The 17,208-nt window shown below is 68.9% G+C and carries 16 protein-coding genes and 2 tRNA genes; 8 read left to right on the top strand and 10 right to left on the bottom strand.

The annotated features are described in order from the left end of the window. Positions 1 to 25 precede the first annotated feature (25 nt). The gene (locus tag AC0VYD_RS00540) at positions 26 to 478 is read right to left on the bottom strand and encodes a GatB/YqeY domain-containing protein (RefSeq protein WP_473037251.1); all 453 of its coding nucleotides are present in this window, start codon (positions 476 to 478) and stop codon (positions 26 to 28) included. 98 nt (positions 479 to 576) lie between these two features. On the opposite strand from AC0VYD_RS00540, the gene AC0VYD_RS00535 reads away from it, so the two are divergent. Both AC0VYD_RS00535 and AC0VYD_RS00530 read left to right on the top strand, forming a co-directional pair. Beyond that, positions 577 to 1,497, top strand: coding sequence for a metallophosphoesterase (locus AC0VYD_RS00535; protein WP_475478062.1), 921 nt, complete (start codon positions 577 to 579; stop codon positions 1,495 to 1,497). Positions 1,498 to 1,572: 75 nt separating this feature from the next. After that, positions 1,573 to 1,649 (top strand) — tRNA-Pro (locus tag AC0VYD_RS00530). Positions 1,650 to 1,907: 258 nt separating this feature from the next. On the opposite strand, the gene AC0VYD_RS00525 is transcribed toward AC0VYD_RS00530, so the two are convergent. Together AC0VYD_RS00525 and AC0VYD_RS00520 are read right to left on the bottom strand one after the other, a co-directional pair. Then, the gene (locus tag AC0VYD_RS00525; protein ID WP_475478061.1) at positions 1,908 to 3,266 is read right to left on the bottom strand and encodes an IS4 family transposase; all 1,359 of its coding nucleotides are present in this window, start codon (positions 3,264 to 3,266) and stop codon (positions 1,908 to 1,910) included. Between the two features lie 111 nt (positions 3,267 to 3,377). Further along, complete coding sequence (locus AC0VYD_RS00520; RefSeq protein ID WP_475478060.1) at positions 3,378 to 3,965, bottom strand: hypothetical protein; 588 nt, start codon at positions 3,963 to 3,965, stop codon at positions 3,378 to 3,380. A 111-nt stretch (positions 3,966 to 4,076) separates the two neighbouring features. On the opposite strand from AC0VYD_RS00520, the gene AC0VYD_RS00515 reads away from it, so the two are divergent. Beyond that, positions 4,077 to 4,790: a CPBP family glutamic-type intramembrane protease gene (locus tag AC0VYD_RS00515; RefSeq protein ID WP_475478059.1), complete on the top strand. Its 714-nt coding sequence runs from the start codon at positions 4,077 to 4,079 to the stop codon at positions 4,788 to 4,790. Between the two features lie 44 nt (positions 4,791 to 4,834). On the opposite strand, the gene AC0VYD_RS00510 is transcribed toward AC0VYD_RS00515, so the two are convergent. The 3 genes from AC0VYD_RS00510 to AC0VYD_RS00500 form a co-directional block, all read right to left on the bottom strand. Next, a complete protein-coding gene (locus tag AC0VYD_RS00510) occupies positions 4,835 to 5,545 on the bottom strand; it encodes a hypothetical protein (RefSeq protein ID WP_475478058.1) in 711 nt (236 codons plus the stop codon). Between the two features lie 48 nt (positions 5,546 to 5,593). Then, positions 5,594 to 6,205 (bottom strand): hypothetical protein, encoded by a 612-nt coding sequence (locus tag AC0VYD_RS00505; RefSeq protein ID WP_475478057.1) that lies wholly within the window; start codon positions 6,203 to 6,205, stop codon positions 5,594 to 5,596. 464 nt (positions 6,206 to 6,669) lie between these two features. After that, entirely contained in the window at positions 6,670 to 7,194 is a 525-nt protein-coding gene (locus AC0VYD_RS00500) for a lytic polysaccharide monooxygenase auxiliary activity family 9 protein (RefSeq protein WP_475478056.1), read from the bottom strand. A gap of 582 nt (positions 7,195 to 7,776) precedes the next feature. Here AC0VYD_RS00500 and AC0VYD_RS00495 point away from each other — a divergent pair. Continuing rightward, entirely contained in the window at positions 7,777 to 8,634 is an 858-nt protein-coding gene (locus AC0VYD_RS00495; protein ID WP_475478055.1) for an oxygenase MpaB family protein, read from the top strand. A 61-nt stretch (positions 8,635 to 8,695) separates the two neighbouring features. Here AC0VYD_RS00495 and AC0VYD_RS00490 read toward each other — a convergent pair whose 3' ends face one another. Together AC0VYD_RS00490 and AC0VYD_RS00485 are read right to left on the bottom strand one after the other, a co-directional pair. Beyond that, entirely contained in the window at positions 8,696 to 11,554 is a 2,859-nt protein-coding gene (locus AC0VYD_RS00490; RefSeq protein WP_475478054.1) for an AfsR/SARP family transcriptional regulator, read from the bottom strand. Between the two features lie 248 nt (positions 11,555 to 11,802). Further along, positions 11,803 to 11,955 (bottom strand): hypothetical protein, encoded by a 153-nt coding sequence (locus AC0VYD_RS00485; protein WP_475480387.1) that lies wholly within the window; start codon positions 11,953 to 11,955, stop codon positions 11,803 to 11,805. An 855-nt stretch (positions 11,956 to 12,810) separates the two neighbouring features. Here AC0VYD_RS00485 and AC0VYD_RS00480 point away from each other — a divergent pair. The 3 genes from AC0VYD_RS00480 (at position 12,811) to AC0VYD_RS00470 (ending at position 14,936) form a co-directional block, all read left to right on the top strand. Then, entirely contained in the window at positions 12,811 to 13,338 is a 528-nt protein-coding gene (locus tag AC0VYD_RS00480) for an NUDIX hydrolase (RefSeq protein ID WP_475478053.1), read from the top strand. A 200-nt stretch (positions 13,339 to 13,538) separates the two neighbouring features. Beyond that, positions 13,539 to 13,976: a hypothetical protein gene (locus AC0VYD_RS00475; RefSeq protein WP_191276127.1), complete on the top strand. Its 438-nt coding sequence runs from the start codon at positions 13,539 to 13,541 to the stop codon at positions 13,974 to 13,976. A 147-nt stretch (positions 13,977 to 14,123) separates the two neighbouring features. Next, entirely contained in the window at positions 14,124 to 14,936 is an 813-nt protein-coding gene (locus AC0VYD_RS00470; protein WP_475480141.1) for a DUF2786 domain-containing protein, read from the top strand. 212 nt (positions 14,937 to 15,148) lie between these two features. Here AC0VYD_RS00470 and dnaN read toward each other — a convergent pair whose 3' ends face one another. Both dnaN and AC0VYD_RS00460 read right to left on the bottom strand, forming a co-directional pair. Then, positions 15,149 to 16,291 carry a DNA polymerase III subunit beta gene (dnaN, locus tag AC0VYD_RS00465; RefSeq protein WP_475478052.1) on the bottom strand — a complete coding sequence of 381 codons (1,143 nt, stop codon included), beginning with the start codon at positions 16,289 to 16,291 and terminating at the stop codon, positions 15,149 to 15,151. Positions 16,292 to 16,459: 168 nt separating this feature from the next. Then, a complete protein-coding gene (locus AC0VYD_RS00460) occupies positions 16,460 to 16,918 on the bottom strand; it encodes a DUF4442 domain-containing protein (protein WP_475480140.1) in 459 nt (152 codons plus the stop codon). 138 nt (positions 16,919 to 17,056) lie between these two features. Between AC0VYD_RS00460 and AC0VYD_RS00455 the strand changes: the two genes are divergently transcribed. Further along, a tRNA-Ser gene (locus tag AC0VYD_RS00455) sits at positions 17,057 to 17,145 on the top strand. The last annotated feature ends 63 nt before the right edge of the window (positions 17,146 to 17,208 follow it).

The following is a 17,208-nucleotide window of genomic DNA, read 5'->3' as shown; positions in this document are numbered from 1 at the left end:
ACCGGGGTGGAGCCCGGCCGGATCGTTACGCCAGCTGGCCCTTGACCTCGGCGGCCACGCGGGCGCCGTCGGCCCGGCCCGCGATCCGGGCGTTGACGACCTTCATGACCTTGCCCATCTCCTTCATCCCGGAGGCACCGGTCTCGGCGATCGCGGCGGCGACCAGCTCGGAGAGCTCCTCGTCGGTGAGGGGCTTGGGCAGGTAGTCCGAAAGGACCTCGCTCTCGGCCCGCTCGTTGGCGGCGGCCTCGGGACGACCGCCCTTGTCGAAGGCCTCCGCGGCCTCACGGCGCTTCTTGGCCTCGCGGATCAGGAGCTTGGTGACCTCGTCGTCGTCGAGGGACCGCTGGGAGGAGCCCGCGGACTCCTCGGTGGCGATGGTGGTGAGCACCATGCGCAGGGTGGCGGTGCGGACCCTGTCCTTCGCCTTCATGGCGGTGGTCAGGTCGGACTTGAGGCGGTCTTTGAGTTCGGACATGGCCTGATCCTATGGCCGCCCCGGCCGAGCCCACCAACGGTTTGCGCGCGGGAGGCCGGAGGATCTGAGACGATCGGTCGACGACGAAGGAGGGCCGGATGGGCGCCGACAACAGACCGCTCCTGCGCCGGATCGGGCGTGCCGCCGCGATCACCGGTGCGGTCGGTGTGGCCGGACTGGGGTACGCCTCGGTGATCGAACGCAACTGGTTCCGGCTGCGCCGGTACGAACTCCCGCTGCTGCCTCCCGGCAGCCCGCGCCTGCGGGTCCTGCACCTGGCCGACGCGCACCTGACGCCCGGTCGGAAGATGCTCATCGACTGGATCCGGGGCCTGGAGGCGTACGAGCCGGACCTGGTGGTCAACACCGGCGACTCGCTGGCCCACCCGGAGGCGGTCGGACCCTTCATCGACGCCCTGGGGCCGCTCCTGGACCGCCCGGGCGCCTTCGTGTACGGGTCCAACGACCTGTTCTCACCGCAGCCGAAGAACCCGGCGCGCTACCTGTGGCGGACCAGCAAGACCGACTACAACAAGCGCCGGGTACCGGACCTGCCCTGGCGTGAGCTGGGCGCGGCCATGACGGCCTCGGGCTGGCTGGACCTGAACAACCACAAGGGTTCGCTGAAGGCCAACGGCCTGGACGTGGCCCTGGCCGGTGTGCACGACTCACACATCAAGCTGGACCGCTACGAGGACGTGGCGGGCCCGGCCGATCCCGCGGCCGACATCCGGCTGGGTGTGCTGCACTCCCCGGAGCCCGCCAACCTGGACCGCTTCGAGGCCGACGGCTACCAGCTCCTGCTCGCCGGGCACACGCACGGCGGCCAGCTGTGCCTGCCGTTCTACGGGACGCTGGTCACCAACTGCGGGATCGACCGCAGGCGGGCCTGGGGGCTCAACGGGTACGGCGACGCGTGGCTGCACGTGTCCGGCGGCCTGGGCACGTCCCCGTACGCCCCGGTGCGGTTCTGCTGCCGCCCCGAGGCCTCCCTCCTGGACCTGGTCGCCCGTCCCTGACCGGCCCGGTTCGATTCGGGTGGAACTGACGTGCACAAGCACTCCCCGAGTCCGCTAGACTTGGGGACGTTGCTTCGGGGTGTAGCGCAGCTTGGCAGCGCGCTTCGTTCGGGACGAAGAGGTCGTGGGTTCAAATCCCGCCACCCCGACCAGCACGAAGGCCGGTCCTACGGGACCGGCCTTCGTCGTGTTTGGGGGCCGGTGCGGTGGTCCGGGCCCGGATCTCCGCGCTCGCCGGACCATGACCGGAACCCGGAGTGCAGCGGGAACCAGCGCTCCGCTCACCGAGGCGGGGCGGGGCGGGGCAGGGTGGGAAACCACGGACCCCGCAAACCGTGCCGGGAACGCGCACAGCGGGTCGAACCTCTGGCTAGATCCAATGCCGTGTAGTTAAGGTTCTGGGTGCTGTGTCAAGGGCCTGGACCAGCCAGGATGTCGATACTGATGGTGGCCTGGTAACTGGCCCGGTCCACTACTCCCTTGGCGTTGTACTTGGAGATCGCGCGTTTGACCACGCGGGGTCGGGTCCGGATACGCCGGTCGGGCAACAGATCGGACAGCACCCGAGCACCGATGGTGCCCACCAGATCGATAACAGCGTCAGCGATCACGCCCGCGGCCTGGATGACCAGGTCGCGGGCGGTGTTCAACGCGATGGTGAAACTGGCCCGATAAGGATCGACACCGCTGCGGGCAGCAGTGGCATCGGCCATCGCCAAACGCAGAACCTGATAGGTGACCAGCAGCGCGTAGACCTCCTGGTCGATCCCGCCCGGGGTGCGGGCGCGCAGCACACGCCCGCCCAGCAGGGTGGACTTGAGTTCCAGGTAGGCGGTCTCGATCTCCCAACGCTGGTGGTAGAGCCGCACCAACTCGGCGGCGGGATGGGTGCGGTGATCGGTCAAGGTGGTGATGAGCCGGTAATCGACCGTGCGCCGGCCCTGGGTGGTGGCGACGGTGATCTGGCATTCGATGACGCGCACCCGCAGTGCGCCCAGCCGGGAGAGGTAGGAACCCTCACCCAGGCGGGTCAGGGCCGGTAGTTTACGGCCCGCCTTCACCCTGACCAGGAGGTGGGCGCCGGTGGCCGCGATGTTGACGAGTAGGTCCTGGGCGGCGAAGTTGCGGTCCAAGAGCACGATCATCCCCTGCCCCAGGCTGCGCAGCAGTTGGGGGGCGTAGGTGGTCTCGCCGTGGGTGGTGGGCCCGAAACAGGTGTCGATGAGGGTGCGGGTGCCGCAGGAGACCAAGGCCAGCAGCCGCAGCGCGGGGTATCCCGCACCGCCGTTGTTGCAGTGGTGCTTGGTGTAGCGGGCCAGGTTGGCTGGGCTGTCGGGGACCGTCATCGTGGTGCCGTCGATCGCGCAGACCAACAGGTCGCGCCAGCGTGCTCCGGGGGTGTTGATCCCGGCTGCTGGGCCGCGCAGTAGGTCGAACAGCCAGCGCAGGGGTGCTGGGCCCACCCTGGTGCGGGCTTTGGCCAGCGCGCCAGGGGTGGGGGTGGCTACCGGCAGGCCGTGAAGTCCGGTGGTCAGGCGTTGCCATACCTGTGACCAGCCCATATCGGGGAACAGGGCTCCGGCCAGCAACAGGTAGACCACCACTCGGGAGGGCAGGTTCCGGATGCGGTTCTGTGTGGTGCGGGTCTGGGCCAGGGCGTGGTCGACCATCTCGAAGGGGATGGTGCGGGTGAGTTCGCCCAGGTGGCCCGGGGCGAAGGCCCCGGACGCGACCGTGATCGGTTGGGAGATGGCACACTGGGTGTCCAACGGAGCTCCTGCTGAACGGTGATCGTGGTTGACACGGTTCTAGCAGGAGCTCCGTCCTGGTTTGGGGTGGTTTGACACACCCGCGCTTCGCCTAACTACACGGCATTGTGGCTAGATCAGGCCCTCGACCTCTTCGTTCAGGAGCGCGCCGCGACGAAGGAACTCCGCCACCGCGGCGAGCCCGAGACCGACGAGCATGGCGCCGACCGGCCACTCGACCAACGGTTCCACGGCAGCACCCCCGACGGCGGACAGGTCGGCCCCGCCCACGACCGCGTGCATACCAGCGATCCGCAGTCCTCCCACGACCGCGCCGCCGACCAGGACGACGGCGGCGCACGCACCGATCCTGCGCGCGTTCACGGCGGCGAAGGGCTCACCCGTGCGCAGTGAGCGCACGACGCGCAGCAGCAGCGTTCCCACCAGCACGATCAGCACGGCCACGAGTAGCGAGGGACCCATCGTCCACGCCCGTTCGGCCGTGGTCGGGTCGGCCACCGTCAGATCGGCCGTGGCGGTGCCGGTGATCGCGAACCCTTCCCCGGAGGACACGGACAGCGCGGCGGCAGGTACCTCGACGGGCACGACGAGGTGGTCCGCGACCAGTGTTCCCACAGCGGAGAACAGGGCCAGGAACACCCCCAGCGCCACCGCCAGGAGAGCCGTCCACTCGAACGCGCGTTGACGTATGACGCTCACATCTTCTCCCGTGCTCACACTCGGAACATATCGACAATCGATAAGCTTCGCTCTAGTGTATCGATTATCGATAAGAGCGCCACCCCCCGAACGCGAGCTACGGAGACTGCTGTGACCGAAACCGCCCCCGGCCCTACTGCGGCCCCCGCCCCCGTCCGCTCGTCGGCGGTCTTCCTCGCCGGAGCCTTCGTCTGCTTCGTCGTCCCGCCGCTGGCCCTCGGTCTACTGGTCCGGGAATCGCCTCCGCCCCTGGCCCTGGTCGCGGTGGCCCTCGCCGAACTCGTCTCGGCGGTGGTCCTCGTGTTCTGGTGGCTGCGGCGGAGGTCCCTGTCACCGTCCGCCGTCGGCCTGACCTCGCGCCACTGGGTCCGGGACGCACTGTTGGGAGCGGCGATCGTGCCCCCGCGCCTGTTGCTGGAGGTCGGTGTGCTGATCCCGATGGCCGGGGGCGCCGAGAACCCGGGGGTCCAGGAGGTCCTCTCCAACGCCTCGGCCGGTGTGGCGGCCCTCGCCGCCACACTGGTACTCGGCGTGGTGGGCGGCGGGCTGGCCGAGGAGCTCTACTTCCGAGGCTTCCTCCTGGGCGCGCTGCCCACGGCCTTCGTCCACCAGAAGGCCGCCCTGTACGGGGCGGCGGCGGTGTCCGTGCTGCTCTTCTCGGTGCTGCACCTGCCGACCTCGGGCCCCGACGTCGCCGCCATCGTCCTGGCCAGCGTGGTCTACACCGGCCTCTTCCTGCTGACCCGCCGTCTCACGGCGACCGTGGTCGCCCACTCCCTGTGGAACGCGTCGGTCGTGTTCACCGTGCTGGCCGTCTACGGGTAGGCGTCCGCCCCGGGGCGAGCACCCCCGGGTGGTCGCCCCGCACGTCACTCCAGTTCGGCCACCGCGCGTTCGGCGATGGTGACGAGGACCTCCTCGTCACCGGTGAAGTCGGCCCTTCCGGAACGGTCCTCCCAGTCCTCGTCCGCCGACACCTCGACCAGCAGGTCCCCGACCCGCACCAGCACCTCGGCCCTGCTGTACATGTCGTCCTCGGATCCCTGGCGGTAGTGCGACACCACCGCCTCGTCGCCGAGGTCGAGCTCACCCGCCTCCTGGACCTCCACGGACCAGTACTCGTCGCCGTCACCGTCGAGCAGTTCCCGTGCACGCTGCTCGTAGTAGTCCTCGGCCTCCGACTCGCCCCGGAGGATCTCACCATCCTCGTCCGTGGGGTGCCGGTATCCGAGGGCGAGGTTCCCGGGCGTCCCGTCCGAGTACTCCACGTTCCACGAGCAGGAGGACCCGCTCTCCGAGAACGACGCCGACGGCAGGAAGGCGGAGACGGCACGGAGCTGGGACCCGACGCTGACCCCGCACGGGTCGGTGGGCAGACCCTCGAACTCCGGCCCCTGCGCGGCCGCCCCCGACCCCGTCGCGACCACCACCGCCACGACGGCCCCGGCCACCACCGTGTAGACCCCGAGCGTGGCCGCCACGGTGATCGCGACGGTCCGCCCGGTACCACCGCGGCGCGGGGGCGGCGCGGGAGGAGCGACCGGGGGCTGGGGGAACTGCTGTGCTGGGCCGTGGTACACGGCGGTCTCCTGTTCTGGACGTCGTCGACGCACTGCTCGGGGGCGGGGTCACTCGAAGAAGGAGTCGGCGACCATCCCGGTGGTCAGGTCCTCCGCCTCGTCCGCGTCCACGGTGGTTTCCGAGTACAGGGTGAAGGACAGCTGGCTCACGACGTCCCCCTCGCGTACGACGAGGGTCACCTGCTGGTTGCCGGCCCCGGAGGAGAGCCCGTAGCTGACCTCGGTCAGGACGAGCACGCTCTCGTCCCCGTACCGGAGTGCCCTCTCCTCCGTGTCGAGGACGCTCGACCCGTCCGAGAGGTAACTGGGCTCGGCGGCCTCGTCGACGGTCATCTCGTAGAACTCGTCGGCGTCCCGGGGGACGTCCTCGCTCCCGCGCCCCTCGGCCGTCTGCGCGTCGCTCTCCGACATCGGCACGGAACGACTGAAGTACAGGTCGACGTCGGGCTCGTCGGCGAGGGTGACCGTCCAGTTGCACCCGTTGGAGTAGACGGTCGTGTACCAGGAGCCGACCTCGCCGTCCATCCGGCTGAGGGCCTGCTCATCGACGACCGCGCACGGGTCGTCGGTCGGCAGTCCCCGGGCGGAGCCCAGCCCGGAGGGGGAGCCGTAGGTGGAGACGACGGTCCAGGTGAGGACGCCGGCGACGGCCAGGGTCACGGCGGCGGTGACCGCGACGGTCAGGGCCTTCCGGGGACCCCGTGCGGAGGGCTGGGGCTGGCCCGGGAACCCCGGAGGTCCGGGGGGAGGCAGGGGCGGGCCGGGCTGTCCCGGTTGGCCGGGGAAACCTGGCTGGCCGGGGAACCCGGGGTGCCCCGGAGGCCCCGCGGGGGGCGGGGGTTGCCCCGGTGGACCGGAGCGGGGGTGTCCGGGAGGGGGAGGCGGGAAGGGCTGGCCCATGCGAAGAGGTCCGTCCGGGGATAGTCGAAACCTGACTCAACGCATGTTCCCATGGCTTGTCCGGCGAAAACGGTCCGTACCCCCGTTGGGGTACCGATCCGGCCGACTCCGGCCAACCGGTGCGGGTGGGGGCCGGGGTAACTGCGGGACCGGCCTCAGCTGCGGAGTGCCCGGGGAAGGTGCGGCCCGGACCGGCTCGCGGGCCGGTCCGGGGACCACTCCTGTTACAGGGCGCCGATGTTCACGTCGACGCAGACGTAGAAGGCGTTCGGGGTGTCCGCGACGTTCCAGCGGGCCAGGATGGTCTGCTCACCGCTGTAACCGGACAGGTCGACGTCGTGCGAGAAGTTGAACGGCGGCTGCACACCGCCCCCGTCGACGCTGTCCACGAGCTGGCCGTCGATGAAGTACTCCCACTCGGCGGTCGCGTGCGCGGCGGTGAGATTCCAGTCGAAGGTGGCGGTGGTGCCGACGGGGGTGACGTCCCATCCGTAGTCGTCGTCGTCCAGCTCGGAGAAGATCTGGTTGCCGCCGGAGCAGCTCATCAGACCCTTGGGGCCCTCGACGCTCTGCGGCTCCCACTGGATGGGGCCGCAGGAGACGGTGCCCGCGGCGCACTGGGCCTGGCGGCTGGGCGGGTTGGAGATGTAGCCGTGGGCGCTGGCGGTGCCCGCGGGCATCAGCGTGAAGGCCAGGGCCGTCGCGGCGCCGACGGCCGCGGTGGAGCGGATCCTGCTGCTCGTGGTCATGAAGAGAGCCCTTCTCCTGGGTCACGGCCTCGGGAGGCCGTAGCGGGGTGACCCGGGCCGTTGACGGCCCAGGGCGGGTGGGACGACGTGCTCGCGGCCGGTTATTTCCGCGAGTCCCAGGTCAGGGGTGCCTGGGAACTCTCCCGTGGGTTCCGGGATCCTCCGTCCACCCGGTGTCGAAGACCGTAAGGAGGTTGTCACTCCCGGTCAAGACCGCTGTCACCACTGGGACGGGTGTGACGTATGTACCAGGTCGAGAGCCCAGTGGGGTGGCCTCCGGCGCTGGTACTGGCGAACGGGCGCAGGCCTCGGGGCCCCGAACTGGCCCGATGGCCTCTCCAGCGCGGAACCGGTCTGCCGGAGGCAGGAATGGACCAATAGGTCGACCACGGGCAGGTCAGACCAGACCTCACCTGAAGGTGACAATTACCTTCCCTTCCCACCGGTGGGGGCAGGATCCCGACCGGTGGGGGACGCGCCGGGCCGGCCCTGGAGCGCGACAGCCCGGGGAGGGCCGGGCACCGCGAACCGGGCCGGGCGTGCCACCTGTGATGGGAAGGGGTATTGCCATACGATCCAGACATGGGCCGATCGTCCGACGAATCAACGTTCAAGCGGATCAACGCCGAGGGCGTCCTGCTCGCCGGCGCCGGTTACGCGGTCCTGCTCCAGATCGCCCACCCCAGCGTCGCCCGGGGCGTCGCCGAGCACAGCGATTTCGCCTCCCGCCCCCTCGACCGGCTGCGCGGCACCCTGTACTACGTCTACGGGTCCGCCCACGGCACCCCCGAGGAGCGTGAGCGCGTGTACGCCATCGTGCGCGCCATCCACCGCAGGGTCCGGGGACCCGGCTACAACGCCCTCGACCCCGAACTGCTGCTGTGGGTCGCCGCGACGCTCCACCGGTCCGCGTTGCACGTCCACGAGTTGACCGTCGGCGCGCTGTCCGAGGAGGAGCGCGCCGAGTTCCTGCGCGACTCCGCGGTGTACGGCACCGCCCTCGGTCTGCCCGAGCGGGAGTGGCCGCGCAGCCCCGCGGAGTTCGACGCCTACTGGGAACGCGCCTGCGCCCGCCTGGAGGTCGGCCCCCAGGCCCGGGAACTGGCCGAAGAACTCTTCTGGCCGAACAACAGGCTGCTGTGGCCGCTCACCCTGACCCAGCGGTTCCTCACCGGGGGTCTGCTGGATCCGAAACTGCGGAGTGAGTTCGGAATCCCGTGGTCCCAGGCGCACCAGCGCGGGTTCGACCGCCTGATGGGGTTCGTCCGGGCCGTGTACCCGCGTCTGCCCAGAGCCGTGCGCACCCTGCCCGCCGCGCTCTACATGCGTTCGCTGCGGCGGAACAAGGGGTGGAAGACGCCGAAGCCGACGAGGCCGACCGGGGCGGGCGGCCGTCCCCGGGTGCCGGGTAGGGGCAGCAGGGGCAACCGGGCGGCCTGAGTACCCGCGGGGTCCGGCAGGGGCCCGGTGGGAAGCCGCCGGGAAGGGACCGGGAGCCGGTTCAGAGGTTCTTCAGCGCCTCACGGGCCCGGTCCGCCTCGGGCAGACCCAGTTCCTCAAAGGTCCCCAGCGCCTCCTCCAGGAGCCCGCGCGCCCGTTTGGGGTCCGTAACGGAGGCGGGCAGGCCTCCGAGGGCGAGCGAGGCCCGCGCGGCGATGTAGCGCTCGTCGCGCTCGGTCGCGGTGGCGCGTGCCCTCTCCAGGGTTTCGGCTGCCTCCTCGTACCGGGAGGCCGCAGCGTAGGTCGTCCCCAGGTCCGTGAGGATCTCGGAGTCCCCACTGCGGTTACCGCTCTTGTCCGCCAGCTCCAGAGCGGTCCGGTGCTCCGAAATCGCCTCAGCGAACCTTCCCCCCGTTCGGTAAGCAGAACCGAGGGCGTTATAGGCGTAGATCTCCTTCAAACTCTTCCCCTGGGCCATCTCCACCGCACGATGCAGCGCCGCATAGGCGCCCTCCAAGTCCCCCAGTGCCGTCTTCGCCTCACCGATCACCCGAACCGCCTGGGTCTGGATGTTCTCCAGCTGCTCATCCGGCCCCATCGCCATGACCTGTTCGCTCATGGACAGAGCATCCCGGTGGGCTCCGAGGGTCAGATACAGCATCGCGAGATTGCCCCGCTGCATCGCCTCCAGCTGTTTGTCTCCCCGAGCTACCGCGTAACTGAGAACACCCTCGATGCACTCTGCGCAGTCCCGAAATCTTCCAACCCGCTCATAAACCATTCCGAGGTTGGCCAGGGCCCGGATCATCCCGCGTTCGTCATCAAGCGCACCCAGCAGACCGCGTGCCTCCGTGAGCAGACTGATCGCGCTGTCGAAACGACCGGTAAGGCACTGAGCAATACCCATGCCAATGAGCGTGACCGCTCTCCCCCGCTTGCTGCCTCGCTTCTCACTGGCTCTTAGCGCCTTCTCCTGAGAAGTGAGCAGGAGGCCCATCCTGCCTCGTTGAGCGTAGAATCGCCACACTGCATCGGCCATACGCCAGGCTTCCTCCACGTCTTCTTTGGCGCTGAAGAAATCGATGACGTCGGCAATGTTGTCCTGGTGCAGATCGAACCAGGCTTCGGCCTCGGACCTGTCGAACAGTTCGGTACGATAACGCGACCCAGTCGACTTGTCCGCGTTTCCATGCCCGCGCGGCCCCAGGAGATCGGCCGCTTGTTGGGCGACAGCCATGTACTGGTTGGCCTGTCTTCCTCTGGCCTCGTCCGCCTCGCCCGGCTCTAGTTCGGTCCGCCCCCGATAACGCGAGAAATCCCCAACCAGGTCGTGCAGTCGGTAGACATCCCCGTCCGGTTCCTCCAGCAGGCAGACCCCGACGAGGTCCTGGAGCAGGTCATCCGCGTCTTCAGGCTCCATATCCAGCAGGGCGGCCGCACCACGGAGATCCACGGTGGTGCCGATCAGCGCTCCGAGCAGCAGGAAAGCGCGGCGCTGCTCCGTGTTGAGGCTCTGATACGAGAGGTCGATCGCAGCTTCGACGTTCTGCCCGTCCATCTGCAGTTCGCGAAAACGTCTGCTCTGCTCACTCAATCGGCGCTCGACGTGGCCGAACGACCACTTGGGGCGGCTGAGCATCCTTCCGGCCACCACTCGGAGCGCCAACGGAAGCCCTCCGCAGATCCGGGCCACCCGAAGGGCCTGCTCCCGTTCCTGGAATACCTTCTCCTCACCCAACACCTTGGCCAGGAGCTCCAGCGCCGATTCCTCGCCGAGCATGTTGAGGGAGAGGTAGTCGGTACCGCTGAGGCCTGCGAGGTTGTTTCGGGTAGTGATAAGGGTGAGTGTGCCCTCTGCCGAAGGCAGGATCGGATTCACCTGTGCGTAACTGACCGCGTTGTCCAGGATCACGAGCAAACGCTTGCCTCGCAGGGTCGCCCGCCAGAGCGCGGACCGTTCGTCCACCGAGTCGGGCAGTCCCTCAGAAGGCACACCCACAGCACGAAGGAGGGCTCCCAGCGCCGCGCCTTCGTCCAGCGGTTTCTTCTCGGCCGTATACCCGTACAGGTCGATGAACAGTTGACCGTCCGGGAAGTGCGGAACCAGTTCGTGTCCTGCTCGAACGGCCAGGGTGGTCTTCCCCGAACCACCGCTTCCGGAGATCACACAGACCCTTGCCCGGGCGCCGTCTGACGTGCCCACTTCCAGCAGGTGATCCAGGCTCTCCCTCCGTCCGGCGAAGTCCGGGATGTCGCGGGGAAGGTCGTTGCGGACTATGAAGTGGTCTTCCCTGCGGGGAAACGGAAGACCCTCGTCCTTGGTCTGTGTCTTATCCGGGGCGTCCGCCCGGAGAATCTGGGTGTGCAGTGCGGTGAGCTCCCGGTCAGGGTCCACCCCCAGTTCCTCAGCCAGTTGGGTGCGGATCTCCTCATAGGCCGAGAGCGCAGCCGCCCGCTCACCGCTGTGCCACAGCGCGGTGATGAACAGGTGGTGTATGCGCTCCCGAAGCGGCTCCTCGCGAACGATCGGCGTGAGGTGGGAAACCACCTCGCTTGCCCGACCCAGCGAGAGGGCGCAGGAGGCCCACTCAGCCACAGCGGCCCAGCGCTCCTCAAGGAGGGGGGACACCACCGAGTAGTACAGGTGCTCCGAACCGACTCCGGAGAAGGGGACCCCGCGCCAGTACTCAAGAGCCTCGGAGAGCCTGGCCAGGGCGCCCTCGGGCTCAGCAGAGTCGGCCTCTTCCCGCAACCTGCGAAAACGGTGCAGGTCGACGCGATCGGGGGCGACCTCGGCCAGGTACCCACCGGACGTGGTGCTGATCATTCCGGGGAAGGCCCGGCGTAGATGGGAGATCTGCACCTGGATGACCGATCGCGCGGTCCGTGGCGGGTCGTCGCTCCACAGGTAGCTGATCAATTGGTCGAAAGTGACCTCCCGGCCAGCTCTTACCAGAAGTGCACCCAGAACACAACGCTGGCGTGGTCCACCGATCGGAAGGGGCCTTCCTTCGGACCACGCAGCGATGGGTCCAAGCACGCCGAAATCCACAAGGAGCAACCCTAGCAAGGCCCGCCCCTGGAAATGGGAATGCCTCAGGGGCCGACCACGCCGAGCGCCCCCCTCTATATCGGCACTCGGAGCATCGACCCCGTGAAGAGAATGCTCTACTTCTCTTCCTTCTCTTCGGGCTTGTCGCCCTGTTCGGCGGGGGCGCTCTCCTTCGGAGCGGGCTCCTCGAAGGGCTCCATCTTCGCCACCGGCGCCACCTCGGCGACGATCGCCTCGAACTGCTCGTCCACGGTCAGCATCTCGGGCACTCGAACTCCTTTGCGTACAGCACTCGTGTAGAGCCTCAACGTAGCCCTACGTCGTCTACGAAGCATCATGGGACTCACCGCCCTCCGGCGGAGCCGCCATCCGTGGCGCTTCCGCCTCAGCTGCGCCACGGATGGCCTGTGTCCGACGGACGCCGGGCCTTCTGGGAGCCGCGAGCCGTCCTCACGCGGCTTCCGGTCCGACGAACGTGCTTCACACTAGAGAGATCCTCTTGCGTTCCGCTTTCAACCGGCTTTCAACGGGAGCGGAAAACCCAAGGTCACACGGCAGCTACCCGTTGTCCGCGACTTGCGCTCTGGGAGCTTTCCCAAAACCCGCCGGGCACTTCAGGTAACCGGGCGAACACGATTCCGTCATTCCCGCAATCCTGGGAAGGACGCGAGTCAGAAGCGGCCCCGATCCCGGAACCGGTGAAACCAATCGCACGGTTATTCCACTTACCCCCCGCCACCGGGGTGAACCCCACCGCCTCCTGGGTTTCCGGCACCGGGCAAGAAAACCTGCGTCCCTCCCGGAACCAATGTGGGCTTTCCTCGGGTCCTCGGGTCCTCGGGTCCTCAGGGATCGGGGAGCCCTGCGGCACCAGCGGCGCGCACCTGGGCGGGAGGTTCCCGGGCTCTCGGCGGGAGAGCGCGGCGGCGGGGTCCGTGCCGCCGGGCCCGCGCCGTGGGATGAGGCCGGTGGATACGGGGGAAGAAAGGCTGCGGAAGAGGTCGGGCGGGCCGTAGGTTCAAGGGAAGAACGGGAATGATCCCCGCGGTTTCCGGTTGTCCACAGGCGGTGGACGGCGGAGCACGATCGTCGGACACGAGCGACCGCTCTGGTTGGAGGGCTTGATGCAGGAGGGTGACGGAAACGGCTGGGTGAAGTTGGCCGACGGGTCCCGGAGGTGGGGCCTGTACGGTGCCGCCGGGCTGCTGTTGTACGCCACCGACGTGGCCGGTTCCGGTCACGTCCTTCTCCAGCACCGCGCTGGCTGGACCCACATGGGCGACACCTGGGGGATCCCGGGCGGAGCCCGCAACCGGGACGAGACCCCGTTGGAGGCCGCCGTGCGCGAGTTCCGCGAGGAGGTCGCGGGCGACCTCGAGGACTACACGGTGCTGGGCAGCCACGAACAGGACCTGACCGTGTGGCGCTACGACACGTTCCTGCTGCGGATCCCGGTCCTGACCCCGTTCCGTCCCGGGAACGCGGAGAGCAACGAGATCCGCTGGGTACAGGTCGAGGAGGCCGAGGGGCTGCCCCTGCTGCCCGCCTTCCGTGCCGCCTGGCCGCACCTGCGGGCCGGTCTGCGCTCGGCGGCGGTCGGGGCCGGGGGGCACCACAGCGCCGACGCTGCGGGCACTTCCGGGGCCGAATGAACGTTGTTGTCGGAAGAGGCACCCCGTGCGTCCCTCCGGGACGGCTCGTGGCGGGTTCCGCCACCGGGGCAGGTGCCGAGGCGCCGCCTCGGGGGTAAGTCAGGGACAGGCCCTGATGTGCTGGTCGCCCCGGCCCGGCATGCTGGACGGGACGGCCCTGCGACGAGTGGGTGCCACGCGATTCGACTGGAGCTGTGAACATGACGCTGGAGCGCGGTAACGCATTCACTCCCGTCGCCTCGGCGGCGATGATCTGGCCGTGGGGGGCGTCCGTGATCGGCGGCACCGTGGCCGGTGCCCTGTCCTTCCTGGCCAACTTCGGCCTGGCGGGCATCCCCGCCGGGGTGACGACCGGCATCTTCTTCTTCGCCCTGATCGGCGGGGTCGGCGGCGTGCTGAGCAAGAAGAGCGACCGCCGCGGCCGCCGCTGGGCGGCCTCGTACCCGTTCCGCTACGCGAGTGCCCCGGCCCTGCTCGGCGGCGGCGCCACCGCCGTGGTGAGCTACATCGTGTCCGTGATCACTGACTTCGCGATCATCGGCGGGCTGTTCGGCGGCCTCTGGACGGGTCTTGGTGTGGGCCTTGCCCTGTGGCTCATCATCGGTGTCGTGGCCATGGTCGCCGGGGACAAGAAGTAGGCGCTTTCGGAGGGTGGTTCTGCGCCACCGTGATGGTGGCGGGGAACAGAAGGGCTTAGGCTCGATGTTTTCCGCCAAGGAGCGGATGGACCACACCTCACCTACGGGAGACAACCGGCGCCGATGACTGAAGCTGCTCGTCAGAAGATGGTCGAGCGGGTCCGCGGGCTCCTTCGCATGGCGGAGGACCCCGCGGTCACTGATGCCGAAAGCCAGGCGTTCACCGCCAAGGCCGCCGAGCTGATGACCCGCCACGCGATCGCCGAGGCCGAGGCCCGCGCCGAGAGGGGCGAGGAACCGGACGCGATCAGCCGCCTGGACTACACCGTCCCGGGGGTGGGCGGCCACGGCAAGGCCCGGGTCCGGGCCCTGGCCGACATCGCCGCCGCCTACGGGTGCCAGTCGGCGGTGCGCGGGAACAACTCCGAGAACACCGACCGGACCATCATCCTGGTGGGGACGGTCAGCGCCCTGGACGCCCTGCGGATGCTGATGCCGTCGATCTCCATGCAGATGGAGGCCTCGGCCAAGTTCATGAGTTCCGCGCACGTGACCGATATCCGGGAACTGCGCAACTACACGCGTTCCGAACTGGAGACCGAGCGCAAGCGCTACTACCGGTCCTTCGTGCGCGCCTACGGTCAGGCGGTGGCCGAACGCATTCGTGAGTTTCGGGCGCGACTCCAGGAAATGGGCTCGAACGACGACGACTCAGGCGTCACTGAGGGTAGCGGAGAGAACGGTTCGGCACGTGGTGCGGAGTTGGTTCTCCGGGACGATCTGAACCGGGTCAACGAAGAGTTCCACAAGCAGTTCCCACAGTTGCGCAAACACCGCCCCGAGCGCACCCACAGCGCCGCCGGCTACCGGGCCGGGTACCGCCGCGGACGCCAGGCTGAGCTGGGTTTGGACACCCCGGTGACCAGTGGGCGGGCGTCCACCTTGGCCGAGGGCGAATAGCCCGCCACCCGGAGTTGTCCACAGGCTGTGCACAGATTCCACGCTGGCACTGTTTTCCCTTGTCAAAGGGGAAATACGAGCCGATTCGAGAGGCCGTTCAGGCCTCCGAAGGGGTCGATCACCCCGGGTTGTCCACAGGCTGAGGATGCGGCCTGTGGATAACCCGCGCGCAGTCCTGTGGAGAACTTTCCCAAGAACGGGAAAACCGCTGGTCAAGTAACACGAAGGGGCTGGACGAGGTAGCGGAAGGACGGCTCCTCGCCTTCCTTCGCCGGAACGTCGGTGAACACGGCGGGTTTGGTCGGTTCGGTGAAGTTCAGACGGGCGGTGTCGGTCTCCACCCCGCTGAGCCCGTCCACCAGGTAGTCGGGCCGGAAGGCCAGGCGAATCGGCTCCCCCTCGTACCCGACCCCGATGGCCTCCACGGCCTGGGCGTCGTCCCCCGAACCCGCCTCCAGCACGACCTCACCCTCCGTGAAGGCGAGCCGTAGCGGCGTGTTCCGGTCAGCCACCAAAGCGACCCGCTTGACCGCCTCCAGCAGCGGTGCGACCCCGACCTCGGCCCGGGCGGAGAACTCCGTGGGGAACCAGGCGCCGTACTTGACGAAGTCGCTGTCGATCAGCCGGGTGGTGGTCCGGCGTTCCCCGTTCTCGAAACCGATCATGCCCTCGCCCGGCGAGAGGCTGACCCCCTGGCCTACCTGGACGGTGGACAGGGCGATGTCCACGTTGCTCCGGTTGATCAGGCCCCGGACCGTGTTGGCCAGGGTACGGGCGGGCACCAGCGCGGACACGTCGATCCCGGGGTCCTCGGGGCGCCACCACAGCTCGCGTACCGCGATGCGGTAGCGGTCGGTGGCCACCACCCGCAGGGTGTCGCCGGTGAAGTCCAGGTAGGCGCCGGTGAGCATGGGCAGGGTGTCGTCCCGGCTGGCCGCGGGGGTCACCTGGCGCACGGCGGCGGTGAGGGCGTCCGCGGGAACGGAGCCGATCCGTCCGGGCATGCCGGGCAGGCTCGGGTAGTCCTCCAGCGGCATGGTGATCAGCGTGAACCTGGCCGCGCCTCCGCTGACCAGCACCTTGGGCCCGTCTGTCTCGATGCGCACCGTACCGGAGGGCAGGTTGTTCACGATCTCGGCGAGCAGTCGGCCGGGGACCAGGGCGGCCCCGGGCTCCTCGGAGAGGACCTCGACGGAGGCGCGCGTGGAGACCTCGTAGTCGAAGCCGGACAGGTGCAGTGCGCTTCCGTCCGCGGAGACCTCCATCCGCATCCCCGCGAGCACGGGTACCGCGTGCCTGGCGGGCAGGGCCCGAGCGGTCCATGCGACCGCCTCCGCGAACGCGTCGCGATCCACTCGAAGTCTCACTGCGCTGCCTCCTGCGTCGACCCGTGCCTGTCCCGGTCAACGTACCCAGCGGCGACGACATTCGACAGGCCCGTGCCGGACCCGGCCAAGGACGCGCGAGGCCCCGGTCAGACGGGGCGGAAGAGGTGTCTGACCGGGGCCGGAACCGGGGGAGGGTTACTTCCGGTTGGGGCGCAGCGTCCACAGGACGGTCATCCGGCCGGTGACCGTTCCGTCGTCGGTGCGCAGCTCGATGTCGACGGGGAACTCGGGGCGCTTGCCCGCGTCGAGTTCGGCGACGACCTCGTCCCGGGTGCGGCCCAGGGTGGCTTCGGCGGTGACGTCGCCCATGGCGAGCTTGAGGTAGCGGATCTCGGCGCTGACCGCGAGCGGGACGGCCCGCTCCAGCTGGTCGCCGAAGGTGCCGATCACGATGGCGCCCGAGGCGGACTCGGCGAGCGTGAACATGGCCCCCGCGTGCGGGCCGCCCACGTGGTTGTGGTGGTCGGCGTTGTCGGGCAGCCGCATGACGGCACGCCCGTGGTCCAGGTCGCTGAAGGTCACGCCCAGCGTCCGTGCGAAGGGAACCGAGGCCAGGAACCCGGACTTGACCATCTCCGCCGTCTCGGCGTCCATTTTCTCCATACACACAGGTTACTCACGAGTAACCACCTGGCGCCACCCCGGGCCCTCCTCGGGGGCGAACCCGGAACATCCCCGCGAACCCGTTCCCGCCGTGGGTTACCATGTCTGGCGGAGAGGCAGTCTCCCCCAGGAGGGTTCGCATAGCGGCCGAGTGCAGTGCTCTTGAAAAGCACCAAGTCCTTGACGGGGCTTCGTGGGTTCAAATCCCACACCCTCCGCGGTAGAGGTACACCGAAGGCCGCCCACCAACACGGTGGGCGGCCTTCGGTGTCTCCAGGGGC

It is taken from the genome of Nocardiopsis sp. iso_40 (assembly GCF_056173285.1).
Note: the sequence above shows the minus strand (reverse complement) of the source record. Positions and strands in the feature narration are given on the sequence as shown.

Excerpts from the sequence above, each read along its gene's own strand:
- AC0VYD_RS00540 (WP_473037251.1), bottom strand. The coding sequence starts at position 478 with ATGTCCGAACTCAAAGACCGCCTCAAGTCCGACCTGACCACCGCCATG.
- AC0VYD_RS00535 (WP_475478062.1), top strand. The coding sequence starts at position 577 with ATGGGCGCCGACAACAGACCGCTCCTGCGCCGGATCGGGCGTGCCGCC.
- AC0VYD_RS00500 (WP_475478056.1), bottom strand. The coding sequence starts at position 7,194 with ATGACCACGAGCAGCAGGATCCGCTCCACCGCGGCCGTCGGCGCCGCG.
- AC0VYD_RS00495 (WP_475478055.1), top strand. The coding sequence starts at position 7,777 with ATGGGCCGATCGTCCGACGAATCAACGTTCAAGCGGATCAACGCCGAG.
- AC0VYD_RS00480 (WP_475478053.1), top strand. The coding sequence starts at position 12,811 with ATGCAGGAGGGTGACGGAAACGGCTGGGTGAAGTTGGCCGACGGGTCC.
- AC0VYD_RS00475 (WP_191276127.1), top strand. The coding sequence starts at position 13,539 with ATGACGCTGGAGCGCGGTAACGCATTCACTCCCGTCGCCTCGGCGGCG.
- AC0VYD_RS00470 (WP_475480141.1), top strand. The coding sequence starts at position 14,124 with ATGGTCGAGCGGGTCCGCGGGCTCCTTCGCATGGCGGAGGACCCCGCG.
- AC0VYD_RS00460 (WP_475480140.1), bottom strand. The coding sequence starts at position 16,918 with ATGGACGCCGAGACGGCGGAGATGGTCAAGTCCGGGTTCCTGGCCTCG.